Source organism: Micromonospora chaiyaphumensis (genome assembly GCF_900091435.1).
Taxonomy (GTDB): domain Bacteria; phylum Actinomycetota; class Actinomycetes; order Mycobacteriales; family Micromonosporaceae; genus Micromonospora; species Micromonospora chaiyaphumensis.
Window position 1 is genome coordinate 50,125 of the sequence record NZ_FMCS01000016.1, and the last position, 16,292, is coordinate 66,416.

The 16,292-nt window shown below is 73.4% G+C and carries 16 protein-coding genes; 12 read left to right on the top strand and 4 right to left on the bottom strand.

Going from position 1 to position 16,292, the window contains the following annotated elements:
• Nucleotides 1–15 precede the first annotated feature (15 nt).
• The 4 genes from GA0070214_RS30090 to GA0070214_RS30105 all read left to right on the top strand — a co-directional run bounded on the left by GA0070214_RS30090 (nucleotide 16) and on the right by GA0070214_RS30105 (nucleotide 4,994).
• Nucleotides 16–1,005, top strand: coding sequence for a ComEA family DNA-binding protein (locus tag GA0070214_RS30090; protein WP_244167917.1), 990 nt, complete (start codon nucleotides 16–18; stop codon nucleotides 1,003–1,005).
• Complete coding sequence (locus GA0070214_RS30095) at nucleotides 1,002–3,407, top strand: ComEC/Rec2 family competence protein (protein WP_377463755.1); 2,406 nt, start codon at nucleotides 1,002–1,004, stop codon at nucleotides 3,405–3,407. The genes GA0070214_RS30090 and GA0070214_RS30095 overlap by 4 nt, the downstream gene beginning before the upstream one ends.
• Nucleotides 3,408–3,555: 148 nt before the next feature.
• Complete coding sequence (gene holA / locus GA0070214_RS30100; protein WP_091269908.1) at nucleotides 3,556–4,536, top strand: DNA polymerase III subunit delta; 981 nt, start codon at nucleotides 3,556–3,558, stop codon at nucleotides 4,534–4,536.
• The gene (locus GA0070214_RS30105) at nucleotides 4,533–4,994 is read left to right on the top strand and encodes a hypothetical protein (RefSeq protein ID WP_244167918.1); all 462 of its coding nucleotides are present in this window, start codon (nucleotides 4,533–4,535) and stop codon (nucleotides 4,992–4,994) included. The genes holA and GA0070214_RS30105 overlap by 4 nt, the downstream gene beginning before the upstream one ends.
• A 363-nt stretch (nucleotides 4,995–5,357) precedes the next feature.
• Here the strand turns inward: GA0070214_RS30105 and rpsT are convergent, their stop codons facing one another.
• Together rpsT and GA0070214_RS30115 are read right to left on the bottom strand one after the other, a co-directional pair.
• On the bottom strand, nucleotides 5,358–5,624 hold the full coding sequence (gene rpsT / locus GA0070214_RS30110) for a 30S ribosomal protein S20 (RefSeq protein WP_091269909.1): 267 nt from the start codon (nucleotides 5,622–5,624) through the stop codon (nucleotides 5,358–5,360).
• Between the two features lie 223 nt (nucleotides 5,625–5,847).
• Entirely contained in the window at nucleotides 5,848–6,819 is a 972-nt protein-coding gene (locus tag GA0070214_RS30115) for a phosphotransferase family protein (protein WP_091269910.1), read from the bottom strand.
• A gap of 62 nt (nucleotides 6,820–6,881) precedes the next feature.
• On the opposite strand from GA0070214_RS30115, the gene GA0070214_RS30120 reads away from it, so the two are divergent.
• From GA0070214_RS30120 to GA0070214_RS30155, 8 genes are all read left to right on the top strand, one after another.
• Nucleotides 6,882–7,418, top strand: a complete 537-nt coding sequence (locus GA0070214_RS30120; protein ID WP_091269911.1) for a DUF4240 domain-containing protein — start codon at nucleotides 6,882–6,884, stop codon at nucleotides 7,416–7,418.
• A 123-nt stretch (nucleotides 7,419–7,541) separates the two neighbouring features.
• Complete coding sequence (gene lepA / locus GA0070214_RS30125) at nucleotides 7,542–9,419, top strand: translation elongation factor 4 (RefSeq protein WP_091269912.1); 1,878 nt, start codon at nucleotides 7,542–7,544, stop codon at nucleotides 9,417–9,419.
• Nucleotides 9,420–9,645: 226 nt separating this feature from the next.
• Nucleotides 9,646–9,933, top strand: a complete 288-nt coding sequence (locus GA0070214_RS30130) for a GlsB/YeaQ/YmgE family stress response membrane protein (protein ID WP_091269913.1) — start codon at nucleotides 9,646–9,648, stop codon at nucleotides 9,931–9,933.
• 262 nt (nucleotides 9,934–10,195) lie between these two features.
• Nucleotides 10,196–10,480: a GlsB/YeaQ/YmgE family stress response membrane protein gene (locus GA0070214_RS30135; protein WP_091269914.1), complete on the top strand. Its 285-nt coding sequence runs from the start codon at nucleotides 10,196–10,198 to the stop codon at nucleotides 10,478–10,480.
• A 220-nt stretch (nucleotides 10,481–10,700) separates the two neighbouring features.
• A complete protein-coding gene (locus tag GA0070214_RS30140; protein WP_091269915.1) occupies nucleotides 10,701–11,993 on the top strand; it encodes a sugar ABC transporter substrate-binding protein in 1,293 nt (430 codons plus the stop codon).
• Nucleotides 11,990–12,976 carry a carbohydrate ABC transporter permease gene (locus tag GA0070214_RS30145; protein ID WP_091269916.1) on the top strand — a complete coding sequence of 329 codons (987 nt, stop codon included), beginning with the start codon at nucleotides 11,990–11,992 and terminating at the stop codon, nucleotides 12,974–12,976. Before GA0070214_RS30140 ends, GA0070214_RS30145 begins: the two co-directional genes overlap by 4 nt.
• On the top strand, nucleotides 12,973–13,803 hold the full coding sequence (locus GA0070214_RS30150; RefSeq protein WP_091269917.1) for a carbohydrate ABC transporter permease: 831 nt from the start codon (nucleotides 12,973–12,975) through the stop codon (nucleotides 13,801–13,803). The genes GA0070214_RS30145 and GA0070214_RS30150 overlap by 4 nt, the downstream gene beginning before the upstream one ends.
• Nucleotides 13,804–13,870: 67 nt before the next feature.
• On the top strand, nucleotides 13,871–14,512 hold the full coding sequence (locus tag GA0070214_RS30155; RefSeq protein WP_091269918.1) for an MOSC domain-containing protein: 642 nt from the start codon (nucleotides 13,871–13,873) through the stop codon (nucleotides 14,510–14,512).
• Nucleotides 14,513–14,520: 8 nt separating this feature from the next.
• On the opposite strand, the gene GA0070214_RS30160 is transcribed toward GA0070214_RS30155, so the two are convergent.
• Nucleotides 14,521–15,381, bottom strand: coding sequence for a hypothetical protein (locus GA0070214_RS30160; RefSeq protein ID WP_208602956.1), 861 nt, complete (start codon nucleotides 15,379–15,381; stop codon nucleotides 14,521–14,523).
• Nucleotides 15,382–15,502: 121 nt separating this feature from the next.
• The gene (locus GA0070214_RS30165) at nucleotides 15,503–16,288 is read right to left on the bottom strand and encodes an enoyl-CoA hydratase-related protein (RefSeq protein WP_091269964.1); all 786 of its coding nucleotides are present in this window, start codon (nucleotides 16,286–16,288) and stop codon (nucleotides 15,503–15,505) included.
• Between the last annotated feature and the right edge of the window lie 4 nt (nucleotides 16,289–16,292).

Genomic DNA, 16,292 nt, shown 5'->3' on the forward strand with positions numbered 1-16,292 from the left:
CCGTAGCTTCCGACCGTGCCAGACGACGAGGAGACGACGGTACGGCGGCGGTTGTCCCGGCTCTTCGAGCCGGTCGACGGTCTCGCCTCGCCCGGCGGTGCCGCCATGCCGGCGGCCCTCCGGCCGGCTCGGGAAATCGACCCGGACCTGCCGTGGCCCGCGCCGGCCTCCTCTCCTGATCCTCAGCCAGCGGCAGTGGTCCGGGGTTCCGTGCCCGAGCGCGCGTCCGGCTCCGGGCGGGAGCCGGATCGGTTGTCTCCGGACGTCGGAGTCGGCGACGGGTGGCCGTTGGCGAGCCGCACCGACGACGCTCCCGCCGCAGCGGCCGACGCCGCCGGTGGTGGACAGCGTTCGCCGGCGTCCCGGCTGCTCGGGCCGGGGGCCTTCGACCCCGGCCGGCGGGGCGTGCGGGCCCTCGCGGTGGTCGCCGCCGTGGTGGTCCTGGTGGCCGGAGTCTGGGCCTGGCGCTCCCGCCCGCGGGCCGAGCCGGTCCGTCCGGTCGCCGCGGTCGACGCACCCGAGACCGCGTCCGCGCCCACCGCCTCCAGCGGGCAGGTGGTGGTCGCGCTGGCCGGCAAGGTCCGCCGGCCCGGCCTCGTCCGGCTCCCGGCGGGCGCGCGGGTGGCCGACGCGATCCAGGCGGCCGGAGGGGCGCTGCCCGGCGTCGACGTGGCGCTGCTCAACCCCGCCCGCAAGGTCACCGACGGTGAGCTGATCCTGGTGGGCATCAGCGCTCCGCCCGGCCAGGCCGCCCCGCCCGGTCCGGCGGCCGGCGGCGGTGGACCCGCAGCGGGTGGTGCCGCGCCGGGAGGCGGCCCGGTCAACCTGAACACGGCCACCCTGGCCCAGCTCGACGCGCTGCCCGGCGTGGGCCCGGTGCTCGCCCAGCGGATCCTCGACCACCGCGGCCAGCACGGCGGCTTCCGGTCGGTCTCCGACCTGCGCCAGGTCGACGGCATCGGCGACGCCCGGTACGAGCAGCTCAAGGATCTGGTGACGGTGTGAACACCGGCGAGCCGCCCTCGGACGCCGACGGCAGCGGGACCGGCGGGGGAGTGCCCGATCTGCGGCTGGCCGGGCTGGCCGTGGCCGCCTGGCTCGCCGCCCTGGCCGGCCTGCACTCCACCATGACGGCGAGCGCCACCCTGGCCGCCGTCGCCGCCGGCCTGGCGCTCCTCACCGGCGCCCACCTGTGCGGCCTGCTCGGCCGTCCGGCCGCCCCGGTCCGCCGCTACGGCTGGATCGCGGTCGCCGTGCTGCTCGGAGTGGTCTGCGGCGCGACCGCCACCGCCGCCCGCGTCGCGGTCCGCGACGCCGCCCCCGTGCGGGCACTCCTCGCCGAACGGACCCTGGTCACCGCCGACCTGGTGGTCCGCGACGACCCCCGCCCGATCCGTGGCGCCGCCGGCCGCCCGGCCACCCTGCTGGTCCGCGCCGACCTGGTCCGCCTCACCGACGCCGCCGGCCGCCGGGTCACCGGCACGGTGCGTGGCCTGGTGCTGGCGACCGACCCGGCCTGGCGCACGCTGCTGCCGGGGCAGCGGGCGACCGCGCGGGGCCGGCTGTCGGCCCCGCGCGGTGGGGACCTGACGGCCGCGGTGCTGTCGGCCACCGGCCCACCGGCCCGGCACGGCCCGGCCCCCTGGCCGCAACGGGCGGCCGGCACCCTGCGCGCCGGGCTGCAACGGGCGTGCGCGCCGCTGCCCGACGCACCCGGCGGGCTGCTGCCCGGCCTCGTGGTGGGGGACACCAGCCACCTGCCGCCCGAGGTGGAGGAGGACTTCCGGGCCACCGGCATGACCCATCTCAACGCGGTGTCGGGTTCCAACGTGGCCATCGTCGTCGGCGCCGTGCTGCTGCTCGCCCGCTGGGCCCGGGCCGGCCCGCGGACGGCCGCCGCGCTGTGCGTACTCGCCCTGGTCGGGTTCGTGATCCTCGTGCGGCCGTCGCCGAGTGTGGTCCGCGCCGCGGCGATGGGGGCGATCGGGTTGGCCGCGCTCGCCACCGGGCGGTCCCGGGCCGCGCTGCCCGCCCTGGCCGCCGCGGTCACCGTGCTGGTGCTCGTCGACCCGGAACTGGCCGGGGATCCGGGGTTCGCGCTCTCGGTCTGTGCCACCGGCGGGCTGCTGCTGCTCGCCCCGGGCTGGCGGGACGCGCTTCGCCGGCGGTGCGTACCGCCCGGGCTGGCCGAGGCGCTGGCCGTGCCGGCGGCGGCGCAGCTCGCCTGCGGCCCGGTGATCGCCGGGATCTCCGGGACGGTGAGCCTGGTCGCGGTGCCGGCGAACCTGCTCGCCGTGCCGGTGGTCGCGCCCGCCACGGTGCTGGGGGTGATCGCGGCGGTCCTGTCGCCGGTCTGGCCGGCCGGTGCCGAGTTCGCCGCCTGGCTGGCGAGCTGGCCGGCCCGCTGGCTGGTGGCGGTGGCCGCGCAGGGTGCCCGGCTGCCCGCCGGCACGCTGCCCTGGCCGGGCGGGGTGACCGGCGCCCTGCTGCTGGCCGCCGTCAGCGTGGCGCTGCTGGTGGCCGCGCGGCGGCCGGTGGTCCGGCGGCTGGTCACGGTCGTCGTGGTCGCGGTGGTGCTCGGCACGCTGCCCGTCCGGCTGCTCGCGGCCGGCTGGCCCCCGCGGGGCTGGGTGGTCGTGGCGTGCGCGGTGGGGCAGGGGGACGCCGTGGTGCTGCCGGTCGCCGCCGGTCGGGCGGTGGTGGTCGACGCCGGCCCCGATCCGTCCGGGGTGGACGGTTGCCTGCGCCGGCTCGGCGTACGCGAGGTGTCGCTGCTGGTGGTCAGCCACTTCCACGTCGACCACGTGGGCGGGATCGCCGGGGTGTTCCGGGGCCGGCGGGTGGCGGCGGTGGCGACCCCGCAGTGGTCCGAGCCGCCCTACGGCGTCGCCCAGGTACGCGACGCGGCCCGCCGGGGCGGGAGCGTGCTGACGCCGGTGCCGGCGGGCTGGCGCTGGCGGGCCGGGGCGGTCGAGCTGGTCGCCGTCGGGCCGCCGTACCCGCTGCGCGGTAGCCGGTCGGATCCGAACAACAACTCGCTGGTGCTGGCCGCCACGGTGGGCGGCGTGCGGATCCTGCTGCCCGGCGACGCGGAGACCGAGGAGCAGCGGGCGTTGCTGGAGACGGTGCCGGCCGCCGTGATCCGGGCCGACGTGCTCAAGGTGGCCCACCACGGGTCGGCGTACCAGGATCCGGAGTTCCTCGCCGCGGTCCGCCCGGCGGTCGCGCTGGTCTGCGTGGGCGCGGACAACGACTACGGGCACCCCAACCCGGGCCTGCTGGACCGGCTGACCCGGGCGGGCGCCCGGGTGCTGCGCACCGACACCGACGGCGACATCGCCGCCGTCCACGGCGGCGCGGGACTGGCCGTGGTGGCCCGGGGGACCGGTCCGGGACGGCGGCGGTGAGGGCGGTTCGGAAGGGAGCCCAGCGATCGAGGGAGGCTTGTTGGGATAGTTGGTAGATCGACTCGAATGTCGGTATTTGCGTTGACTGCGGGCTGCGCCGTCACAGTCCTCGATGAGCAGGCACGATCGGGTCGGGGGCCGTGCGAATATGGGCGACGTGACCCCCGCCAGCCTGCCCCCTATTCTGCTCGTTCTCGGCGACGAGGAGCTGCTCGCCACGCGAGCCGTCTCCGAAGCCGTCGTCCGGGCCCGCAGCGTCGACCCGGACGTGGACGTCCGGGAGTACCAGGCGGGCTCGCTGACGGTGGGGGAGATCGCCGAGATGCTCAGCCCGTCGCTGTTCGGCGGGCGGCGGGTGCTCGTGCTGCGCTCCGGCCAGGACGCCCGGAAGGACCTCGTCACCGCCCTGCTGGGCTACGCGAAGAACCCCGACCCGGAGGTGCAGCTCGTGGTGCTGCACCTCGGTGGGGCCAAGGGCAAGGCGTTCGCCGACGGGCTGCGGGCCGCGGGCGCGACGGTGGTGCCGGCCGCGAAGCTCAAGGGCCACCGGGAGCGGGTCGCCTTCGTCCGGGACGAGATCCGCCGCCTCGGCGGGAAGTGCACCGACGACGCCGCCGAGACGCTGATCGCGGCGGTCGGCACCGACCTGCGCGAGCTGGCCGCCGCCTGCTCCCAGCTCGTGGCCGACACCGACGGGCGGATCGGGGCGGAGACGGTGTCCCGCTACTACCGGGGGCGGGTCGAGGTGTCCGGCTTCACCGTGGCCGACGCGACGATGGTCGGCGACGTGCCGGGGGCGCTGGAGGCGCTGCGCTGGGCGCTGCACGTGGGTGTCGACCCGGTGCCGATCGCCGACGCGCTCGCCGACGGGGTGCGGACCGTGGCCCGGGTCGCGTCGGCCGGGCGGGGCAGCCCCTACCAGTTGGCCAGCAGCCTGGGCATGCCGGCGTGGAAGATCGAGCGGGCCCAGCGGCAGGGCCGGGGCTGGACGCCGGAGGGCCTCGTGGAGGCCATGCGGGCGGCCGCCGAGTGCAACGCCGCGGTCAAGGGCGGTGCCGACGACCGGGCGTACGCGCTGGAACGGGCGGTGTTCTCCGTGGCCGCGGCGCGGCAGGGTGGCGGCCGGTGACCCGAACGTGGTCGACGGTCCCCACGGACGAGGAGCGCTACCGGCCGCTCTACGCCCGGGTCCTCGGTCTGCGTTTCGTCAACCCGGGCGGGGTGCTCTGCTTCCTCTTCTTCGAGGGCGCCGTGGCGCTGGCCGTGCTGCTCGCCCTCGCCGAGCTGGTGACCTGGTGGGCGGTGCTGCTGCTCCCGGCGGCGGTGGCGGCCATGGTGAAGCTCAACGACATGGTCGCCGAGATCGTGATCCGCACCGCGGCGCAGGTGCCGGAGCAGGAGCGGGACCGCTTCCGCCGGCAGATGGAGCCGGTCGTCGGCCGGGCCAGCGTGCCGTCCACGGCCCGGGCGCTGCCGGGCGGGGCGACGCTGGCCGGCGAGCCGACGCTGCGGGCCGCCCGCCCCGTCGACCCGTCCGGGCAGATCGAGCACCCGTCGGACCCGACCGGGCACGACCCCTTCCGCTGACCGTCGCAGCAGGCCGCCGGAGAAGCGACCGCCGCCGGAGAGCGACCGCCGCAGGAGCGGGCCGCCGGAGAAGCGACCGCGCCGACGAGCGACCGCCGCCGGAGACCGACCGCCGCAGGAGCGGGCCGCCGGAGAAGCGACCGCGCCGACGAGCGACCGCCGCAGTAGCGGGCCGCAGCAGGAGCGACCGAGGCCGGCGGCGCAGACCTCACCACCGTCCGAAGGGCGGGCGACGGCCTGATCCGTCGGTGACGTCAGCTCGAAAGGCGCCGACCGGGAGCCACGCGCGGCACCGGGAAACGCAGACAGCCGGAAGCCCCGGGGCGGTGCCCCGGGGCTTCCGGTTCAGGTCTGAGGCGCTCGTCAGGCCGAGAACGAGGCGACGCGCTTGGCGATCGCCGACTTCCGGTTGGCCGCCTGGTTGGCGTGGATGACACCCTTGCTGGCAGCCTTGTCCAGCTTGCGGGTGGCCTCACGCATGAGGGTGGTGGCCTTCTCGGTGTCGCCCGCCTCGGCAGCCTCGTGGAACTTCCGGATGGCGGTCTTCAGCGACGACTTGACCGACTTGTTACGCAGCCGGCGCTTCTCGTTCTGCCGGTTGCGCTTGATCTGGGACTTGATGTTCGCCACGCGACAGCCTCGTCTTGATAGCTCGGGTTGGTCTGCTTCCGCGCACGACGAGCATGCGTCATCGCCGCGCGAAAAGCCAGGTTACCAGGTCGCCCCGGGACGAGCCAAAACGCCTCGGCCGCCCCTGCTGATCGACTCCACCCCGGCGAGGTGGCGGTATCCGGCACGCCGGGATACCACCACCCCGGCGAGCTGGAGTGAATCAAGCGGCCGGGTAGCCGCGTCAGGCCCAGCCCTGGCGGGTGGCGAGCCAGGCCAGGGCCTGCTCACCGCTCCAGCGCTGGTGCGCCCGGAGGTGCGGGGAGGCGGTGGACGCGCCGGCGTCGGCGCCGGTGAGGAAGTAGCCCGAGAGTGCGGCGAGGGTCACGTCCAGCGCGTCGGCGGGAGCGCCCGCCGCGGCCGGGTGACCGGCGAAGGCGGCGTCCACGTCGAGGCCGCTGGCGTACCCGGTGATCAGCAGGGTGACCAGGTCGAACCAGGCGGGGCCGTGGCACAGCCAGTTCCAGTCGCAGATCCAGGCCCGGCCGGCGGCGTCCAGCAGCAGGTTGTCCACCCGCAGGTCGCCGTGGGCCAGGCCGGGGGCGGCGTCGGCGTAGCCGGGCAGGCGGGACTCCAGCGCGGCCAGTTCGGGCAGCGGGGCCCAGGGCGGCAGCGCCGGTGCCGGTTCCCGGCCGGCGACCACCTCGCCCCACCAGAGGATGTCGTCCCGGGCCAGGTCGGCGAGGCGCGGGAGCCCGAGCGCGACGAGCTCCGCGGGTGGCACGGCGAGCGCGGCGGCCACCTCGGCGTACGCGGTGAGGGCGGCGTCCAGCTCGGCCGGGTCCCAGGGCAGCCGGGGCGTGTGCCCGTCGACCGCGTCCAGGGCGAGCGCGTACCAGCCGGCCTCGGTGAGCGCCCAGCGCGGCCGGGGGACCGGCAGGCCGGCGGGGAGGCGGGCCAGGACATCGGCCTCGTGGGCGTACCAGTCGACCAGGTGCCGCTGCTCGGCCAGCGCCGCCGCCTTCACGAAGACCGGCCCGCCGGCCGGGCCGTGGAGGACGGCGGCGAAGCCCCGGGTGAAGCCCGCGCCGGCCGGCCGGACCGTCACCGGGGTGCCGCCGAGCCGGGCCGCCAGCGCGTCGCGCAGCCCGGCCGGCAGCTCGGCCCAGTCGGGGCGGAGCGCTGTCGCGTCGTAGGGCACCGGGGGCAGGGACATCGCGGGCACCCGCCCATGCTCCCGCACCGGGACGTCGGTGTGCTCTGCCAGACTGCGAGGCCATGAGGACCGACGAGTTCTGGCAGTTGATCGACAGCGCCCGCGCCGGGGGCGGGGGCGAGGCCGCGGCGGTCGCCGCCCGCGCGGTCGCCCTGCTCGCCGAGCGGGACCCGGAGGAGATCGTCGGGTACGCCCACCACCAGCAGCGGGTGCTCGCCGCCTCCTACAAGGTCGACCTGTGGGGCGCGGCCTACCTGATCAACGGGGGCGCCTCGGACGACGGCTTCGAATACTTCCGGGGCTGGCTCATGACCCAGGGCCGGGCGGTGTTCGCCCGGGCGGTCGCCGACCCGGACTCCCTCGCCGAGCTGCCGCAGGTGCGGGCCGCCGCGCTCAGCGGCGAGGAGTTCGAGTGCGAGGACATGCTGGCGGTGCCGTGGGAGGCCTACCGGAAGGCCACCGCGGCCGACCTGCCGGCGGACCGGGACCCGGTGCGGGCGCCCGACCTGAACGACTTCTGGGACTTCGACGACGAGGACGAGGCGCGGCGGCACCTGCCGAAGCTCGCCGCGCTCTTCGCCGAGCCGCCCGAGGAGTGACGCCCGGGGAGTGACGCCGGACGAGTGCCGGGGGAGCACCGGCGCGCCCCGGACGACGTGGGAGCATAGAGGGGGCCGGCGGCGCGCCGGCCCGCTCACGTCAGCCGACCAGAACGGACCGCTGTGCCACCGACGCTCGATCCCGGCGCGAACGCTCCTGGTGCCACCGACCCGGCGCGCATCAGGAACTTCTGCATCATCGCTCACATCGACCACGGGAAGTCGACCCTGGCCGACCGGATGCTGCAGCTCACCGGCGTGGTCGACCCCCGGCAGATGCGCGCGCAATACCTGGACCGGATGGACATCGAGCGCGAGCGCGGCATCACCATCAAGAGCCAGGCCGTCCGGATGCCGTGGACGATCCGCGAGGGCGACCGGGCCGGTGAGACAGCGGTCCTCAACATGATCGACACCCCGGGCCACGTGGACTTCACCTACGAGGTGTCCCGGTCCCTGGCGGCCTGCGAGGGTGCCATCCTGCTGGTCGACGCCGCCCAGGGCATCGAGGCGCAGACGCTGGCCAACCTCTACCTGGCGCTCGAGAATGACCTGCACATCATCCCGGTGCTCAACAAGATCGACCTGCCGGCGGCCCAGCCGGAGAAGTACGCCGAGGAGCTGGCCCACCTCATCGGTGGCGACCCGGCGGACTGCATCAGGGTTTCCGGCAAGACCGGCGAGGGCGTGCCGCACCTGCTCGACGAGATCGTCCGGCAGTTCGTGCCGCCGGTCGGCAAGGCCGACGCCCCGGCCCGCGCCATGATCTTCGACTCGGTCTACGACGTCTACCGGGGCGTGGTCACCTACGTCCGGGTCGTCGACGGCAAGATCAGCGCGCGGGACCGGATCAAGATGATGTCCACCGGCGCCGTCCACGAGCTGCTGGAGATCGGCGTCATCTCCCCGGAGATGGTCAAGGCCGACGCGCTCGGCGTCGGCGAGGTGGGCTACCTGATCACCGGCGTGAAGGACGTCCGCCAGTCCCGGGTCGGCGACACGGTCACCATCAACGCCAACCCGGCCAAGGAGGCGCTCGGCGGCTACAAGGACCCGAAGCCGATGGTCTACTCGGGCCTCTACCCGATCGACGGGTCCGACTACCCCAACCTCCGTGAGGCGCTGGACAAGCTCAAGCTCAACGACGCCGCCCTGGTCTACGAGCCGGAGACGTCGGGCGCGCTCGGCTTCGGCTTCCGCTGCGGCTTCCTCGGCCTGCTGCACCTGGAGATCATCCGGGAGCGGCTGGAGCGCGAGTTCAACCTCGACCTCATCTCCACGGCGCCGAACGTGGTCTACCGGGCCGTCCAGGAGGACGGCCTGGAGATCGTGGTGACCAACCCGAGCGAGTACCCGACCGGCAAGATCGCCGAGGTGCACGAGCCGACGGTGCGGGCCACCGTGCTCACTCCGAACGACTACGTGGGCGCGGTGATGGAGCTGTGCCAGGGCCGCCGGGGCAGCCTGCTCGGCATGGACTACCTCTCCGCCGACCGGGTGGAGCTGCGCTACACCCTGCCGCTGGCCGAGATCATCTTCGACTTCTTCGACCAGCTCAAGAGCCGCACCAAGGGCTACGCGTCGCTGGACTACGAGCCCTCCGGCGAGCAGGCGTCCGACCTCGTGAAGGTCGACATCCTGCTGCACGGCGAGCCGGTGGACGCGTTCAGCGCGATCGTGCACAAGGACAAGGCGTACACGTACGGCACCACGATCGCGGCGAAGCTGCGCACGCTGATCCCGCGCCAGCAGTTCGAGGTGCCCATCCAGGCCGCCATCGGCAGCCGGGTGATCGCCCGGGAGACCATCCGCGCCATCCGCAAGGACGTGCTCGCCAAGTGCTACGGCGGTGACATCAGCCGGAAGCGCAAGCTGCTGGAGAAGCAGAAGGAGGGCAAGAAGCGGATGAAGATGGTGGGCCGGGTGGAGGTCCCCCAGGAGGCCTTCATCGCCGCGCTCTCCTCGGACTCCGGCGACGGCAAGGCCCCCGGCAAGAAGTAAGCCTCCGCGCCACACGGCCGGCCCCCGCACGCGCGGGGTGCCGGCCGTTTCGCGTACGCCCGAAGATTTTTTCCTCGATGGCCGGTACCGCTCCCACCTGCGTGATCGCCGGTGGACGCGCGGCACCCCGGCGGGCGGTGCGGTTTGGGTTTTCGGCGGGTCGGGAACTTACCGGTCACGACAGGAACCACACAGACCGTGTGAAACTTCTTAGAAGGAGAAGACCGTGGACCTCACCGTCTGGGGCATCATCACCGCGCTCGTCGTTGGTCTGATCGTCGGCGCGCTGGGCCGCCTGGTCGTGCCGGGCCGCCAGAACATGCCGATCTGGCTGCACATGCTGATCGGCGTCGGCGCCGCGCTGCTGGGCACCGTCCTGGCCCGCGCCATGGGCATCGCCACCGAGACCTCAGGCATCGACTGGATGGAGCTGCTGGTCCAGGTCGTGCTGGCCGCCATCGCCGTGGCCCTGGTGGCCGGCGTGGGTCGCCGCCGCAGCGTCTCGCGCTACTGACGCACCTCGCCTTGCGCCTCAGCGGGCGCCCGACCGGCCGGTCGGGCGCCCGCTGGCGTTCGGGCATTGAACGCGGTCAGCCGCCAAATGGCCGGTCGGCCGCTTTCCGCATGACCGGATCCGGCCCGGAAATCCCAGGTCAGGGCCGTTGTGGGCAATTCGTTCCCGGAGTCGGTTTGGATTTTCGGCGGGTCGGGCACTTAGCGGTCACGACAGGAACCACACGACATCGTGTGACTCATTCAGAAGAAGGAGGGCGACCGTGGAGCTCACCGTTTGGGGCATCATCACCGCGCTCATCGTTGGTCTGATCGTCGGCGCTCTGGGCCGCCTGGTCGTCCCGGGCCGCCAGAACATGCCGATGTGGCTGCACATGCTGATCGGCGTCGGCGCCGCGCTGCTGGGCACGATCGTCGCGCGGGCCTCGGGCTTCGCCGACACCGCCGGCATCGACTGGCGTGAGCTGCTGCTGCAGGTGCTGTTCGCCGCCATCGGCGTGGCCCTGGTGGCCGGCGTGGGTCGCCGTCGCGGCGTCTCGCGCTACTGACCCCCACCGCCGAAGCGCCGAAGCGGGCGCCCGACCGACCGGTCGGGCGCCCGCTTCCGTCTCCCTGAGCTGCCCGGACGGCACCCCTGCCGCCCGGGCCCACGGCTGTTGTACGGTCGCCACGGCCGCCCGCCGCGAGTACCCCCTGTTGTAAAGGAAATTTTCCTACTAAGGTGCGGCGGAGAAGGTTAGTGCCAAACGGCCCCGAGGGAGATATGGCGTGAACAGGTGGAAGCGGCTGGCCCCGGTCACCGCCATCGTGGCCTCGGCCGCGATGGTGCTGTCCGGGTGCGGTGGCTCCGGCGACGACGACAAGGCCGCGGACAACAGCAAGCTGACGGTCTGGATGATGGGTGAGGGCGGCGACGCCCAGACCAAGTTCCTCGACGGCGTCGAGGCGGAGTTCAAGAAGAAGCACCCCGAGACCGACGTCGTGGTGCAGTACATCCCCTGGCTCGAGGCGCCGAAGAAGTTCCAGGCCGCGCTCGCCGGCGGTGAGGGCCCGGACGTCACCGAGCTGGGCAACACCGAGACGCAGGGCTGGGCGGCGCAGGAGGCCCTCGCCGACGTCACGGAGAAGTTCAACGGCTGGTCCGAGGGCAAGGACATCCTTCCCGATCTCGTGAAGAACGCCCAGCTCGACGGCAAGCAGTACGGCGTCCCGTGGTACGCCGGCGTGCGCGCCATCTACTACCGCACCGACTGGTTCGCCGAGGCGGGCGTGAAGCCGCCGACGACCTGGGACGAGCTGGTCACCGCCGCGAAGACCGTCCAGGCCAAGAAGCCCGGCACCTACGGCATCGCGCTGCCCGGCAACTCCGAGCTGCCGTTCTACTCGTTCCTCTGGGCGGCCGGCGCGGAGATCGCCACCAAGGACGGCGACAACTGGAAGTCCGGCTACAACACGCCGGAGGCGCAGAAGGCCGTCAAGTTCTGGACCGACCTGGTGACCGTGCACAAGGTGGCCCCGCCGGCCGCCGCCGCCTGGAACGAGGTCGACGCCCGCACCCAGTTCGCCACCGGCAAGGCCGCCATGGCGTTCGCCGGCAGCTGGCAGGGCGGCGCCATGAAGAAGGACAACCCGGACATCGAGAAGGTGTGGGGCACGTTCCCCATCCCCGGTCCGGACGGCAAGGCCGCACCGGCCTTCGCCGGCGGCTCCGACATCGCCCTCTGGAAGGACAGCAAGCGGCAGGCCCTGGCCTGGGACTACCTGACCGTGCTGCTCAGCAAGCAGAAGGACCAGGAGTTCGCCAGCAGCCTCGGCTTCTTCCCGGTCTACAAGGACCTGGTCAGCGGCGGCAACTACGCCAACGACAAGGTGATGGCGGCGTTCGCCACCGCCATGCAGAACACCAAGCTGACCCCGCTCACCCCGAAGTGGGTGGAGGTGAGCCGCACCAAGACGGTGACCCAGGCCATGAACAGCTCGGTCATCAAGGGTCAGAAGACGGTCGAGAAGGCCACCGCCGACGCGGCCACCGAGATGGAAAGCATCCTCAACGCCAAGTGACCACGCTGACCGAGGCCACCGGCGAAGCCGCCGCGCGGGAGACCCCCGCGCGGCGGCGCCGCCGTGTGGACCGCCTCCCGTACCTGTTGCTCCTGCCCTGCCTGGCGATCATCGGGGTGCTGCTGCTCTGGCCGCTCGGCCAGGTCGTGATGATGTCCTTCTACAAGCTGGACAGCGTCCGGCAGCTGCGGGGGGACCGCGAGTGGCCGTGGGTGGGCCTGGCCAACTACGCGCAGATCCTCGGCGACCCGTTCTTCCGTACGGTGCTGCGCAACACCGTGCTCTTCGCCGTGGCCAACGTGGTGCTCACCATGATCCTCGGCACCCTGGTCGGGCTGCTGCTCAACCGGCTCGGCAAGAAGATGGCCACGTTCGTGGCGAGCTGCGTGATGCTGGCCTGGGCCACCCCGGCACTGACCGGCACCATCGTCTGGAAGTGGATCTTCGACGACACGAGCGGCCTGGTGACCTGGCTGTTCAACAAGCTTCCGGACGGGCTCTCGACGGCCCTGTTCGGGCGCAGCGACTGGACCGGCTACGGCTGGTTCAACGACCCGCTGCTCTTCTTCGGCATCCTCACCCTCGTGGTGGTCTGGCACTCGTTCCCGTTCATCGCCGTCAGCGTGCTGGCCGGGCTGAAGAGCGTGCCGAGCGAGCTCCAGGAGGCCGCCCGGGTGGACGGGGCCGGCCCGTGGCGGGTCTTCTGGTCCGTCACCTTCCCGATGCTGCGGCCGGTCTTCGGCATCCTCGTGGTGCTCTCCACGATCTGGGACTTCAAGGTGTTCACCCAGCAGTTCGTGCTGGCCGGCGGCACCCAGGACCGGTCGACGTTCATGCTGTCGATCTACTCGTACGCGGAGGCGTTCTCGCCGCCGCCGAAGTACGGCCTGGGCTCGGCGATCGCCGTCATCCTCACCCTGATCCTGCTGGTGGTGACCGGCGTGTACGTCCGTATGGTGCTCCGGCAGGAGGACGAGTCGTGAAGAAGATCGCCCTCAACGGCGCCGGCCTGCTGGTCGCGCTCTTCGCGGCCTTCCCCGTCTACTGGATGGTCGCCACCTCGCTGAAGCCCAACAAGGAGATCTTCTCGGCCACGCCGCGCCCGGTGCCGGCGGAGCCGACCCTGGAGCACTACCGGGAGATCCTCACCGGCAACCTGATCCCGGGCGTGACCTTCACGGACTTCTTCCTCAACAGCGCGCTGGTCGCGGTGGCCACCGTGCTGCTGAGCGGGCTGGTCGCGCTGCTCGCCGCGACCGCGGTGGCCCGGTTCCGCTTCAAGCTCCGCACCACCTTCCTCATCCTGCTGCTCGTGGTGCAGATGATCCCGCTGGAGGCGCTGGTCATCCCGCTGTTCCTGATGATCCAGCGGCTCGGGCTCTACAACACCCTGCCCAGCCTGATCCTCACCTACCTCGGCTTCTCGCTGCCGTTCGCGGTGTGGATGCTGCGTGGCTTCGTGGCCGCGGTGCCCAAGGAACTGGAGGAGGCGGCGGCCATCGACGGGGCCAGCCGGGCCCAGACCTTCCGCAAGGTGCTCTTCCCGCTGGTCGCGCCCGGCCTCGTGGCCACCAGCATCTTCTCCTTCATCACCGCCTGGAACGAGCTGATCTTCGCGTTGACCTTTGTCAACGACCAGCACAAGTACACGCTGCCGGTGGCCATGACCTTTTTCTTCGGGCGCGACGACACTGCCTGGGGTTCGGTGATGGCCGCCTCGACGCTGTTCACGCTGCCGGTGGTCGTCTTCTTCCTGCTGGTCCAGCGCCGGATGGTCTCCGGCCTGGTCGCCGGGGCGGTCAAGGGCTGAGCGGTCCGCCGGGCGCCGGGAGGAACCCGTTTCCCCGCGCCCGGTGGCGGCCCCTAGGCTGGCGGCCATGACGGGCAGGCTGGCGGCGGTGAACATCGGCGGGGTGACCGAGGCCGAGTGGGCGGGCGACCCGAGCGGCCGCAGCGGCATCGACAAGCGGCCGGTCGACGGCCGGGTGGCGATCCGGTTCGGCGGGGTCACCGGCGACTTCATCGGCGAGCGGGCCCACCACGGCGGCCCCGACCAGGCGGTCTACGCGTACGCCGAGGAGGACGCCGGCTGGTGGGCCGGCGAGCTGGGCCGGACGCTGCGGCCGGGCGCCTTCGGCGAGAATTTCACCACCTGGGCCGTGGACGTCACGGGCGCCGTGATCGGCGAGAGCTGGGCGGTGGGTACCGCCGTCCTTCAGGTGACCAAGCCGCGCACGCCGTGCCGCACGTTCGCCGGGTTCTGGGGCATGCCCGACCTGATCAAGCGGTTCACCGTCCACGGGGCGCCCGGGGCGTACCTGCGGGTGCTGCGCGAGGGCGAGGTGGGCGCGGGCGATCCCGTCGAGGTGGTCGACCGGCCGGCGCACGGGGTGACCATCGGCGAGGTGTTCCGGGCGACCACGCTGGAGCCGGAGCTGCTGCCGCGCCTGCTCGACGTGCCGGACCTGCCCGAGTCGGTGCAGGCGAAGATCCGCCGCCGGCTGGGGACCGTCGCCTGATCGGTGGGTCAGGCCGCCGCGAAGACCTCGGCCAGCACCTGGGTCGCCGGATCACCCTTCACCCGGCCCCAGGTGCCCTGCTCGGCCGTCCACTCCAGGCTGCCGAAGCGGACCCGCTTCACCCCGTGGTCGTCGGCGTGCGAGACCAGCCAGTGGGCGTACCGCCAGCCGTTGCGGCTGTCCGCCGCCGGCACGGTGAGCCCGGTCAGGTCGGTGCCCGAGCTCAGCTCCGGCAGGCCCCAGTCGAGGGCCAGGCTCTGCATGAGGGCGCTGGCGGCGGCCGGGCCGCGCATCGTCGGCGTCGGGCCGACCGTGCACGCCACCGCCCCGGTCGCGTTGCCGAGCAGGGCGCGGGTGAGCACCTGCGACTCGTCGGCCCACTTCTCGTACGCCTCGGGGTAGGCGGACCGCTGCACCCGCTGGGCGGCCTCGGTGACCCGCAGCTTCTCCCAGCCCTTGACCTTCTTCAGCGCGGTGTAGAACTTCGTCGCCGCGTAGCGCGGGTCGCGGATCTCCTCGGGGGTGCCCCAGCCCTGGCTCGGGCGCTGCTGGAACAGGCCGAGCGAGTCCCGGTCGCCGTGGGCGATGTTGCGCAGGTGCGACTCCTGGTAGGCCGTCGCCAGCGCCACCACCACGGCCCGCTCGGGCATCCGGCGCTGCACGCCGATGGCTGCGATGGTGGCCGCGTTGGCCATCTGGTCGGCGCTGAGCACGACCTCGCCGTCGGCCTGGACGGTGCAGGTCCGGCTGGCCGTCGGGAGCCGCAGGTGGTGCCCGAACTGCTTCGCGACGAACCACACGCCGAGCAGGGCCAGCACCGCCACCACCACACCCGATGCCACGATCGCCGCTCGCGTTCGCACCCGCACCCCCTGTCCCGACAGCCCGCCAAGCGTACGTCGCTCACTCCCGTGTCCGGGTCGGCCGACCGGACGGCTCCCGCTCCGTCACCGCCCCGCCACGCGCCGCGTCCGGGGACGCCCCTCGGCCTCAGTCTCCGGCCGGCACCCAGGCCGCGGGACGCTTCTCCCGGAACGCGAGGACGCCCTCCCGGCCCTCCGCGGACAGGAAGTACCCCGTGGAGAGCGCGGCCAACTCGGCGATCTCGGCCCGCAGGTCGGTGGCGGCCGGCCGGCGCAGCAGCTCCTTGGTGCCGGCGAGGGCCTTCGGGGCGCCCTTCACGAGCGAGGCGCAGTAGCGCTCCACCGCGGCGTCCAGCCCGTCGGCCGGCACGGCGGCGGTGACCAGGCCGATCTCGGCGGCCCGCCGGCCGTCGAAGGTGTCGCCGGTCAGATACAGCTCGGCGGCGGCCCGGGGGTGCAGCCGAGGCAGCACGGTCGCCGAGATCACCGCCGGGATCACCCCGATCCGGACCTCGGTGAAGGCGAACGTGGCCTCCTCGGCGCAGACCGCCAGGTCGGCGGCGGCGATCAGGCCCAGGCCGCCGGCCCGCGCCGGCCCCGCCACCCGCGCGAGCACCGGCTTCGGGCACTCCCGCACGGCGACCAGCACGTCGCCCAGCATCCCGGCCGGCACCGACCCGCTGGCGTACGCGGCGGCGGTCTCCTTCAGGTCCGCCCCGGAGCAGAAGACCGGGCCGGTGTGGTCCAGCACGATCGCCCGGACCGCGTCGTCGGCGACAGCCTCGGCCAGCCCGGCCAGCAGCTCGGTCATCAGCGGGGTGGAGAGCGCGTTGCGGTTGTGCGGGCTGTCCAGGGTGAGGGTGGTCACCCCACGGGCCGTGGCGACCCGCACGAGAGCGTCCGGAGAGGTCATGCCG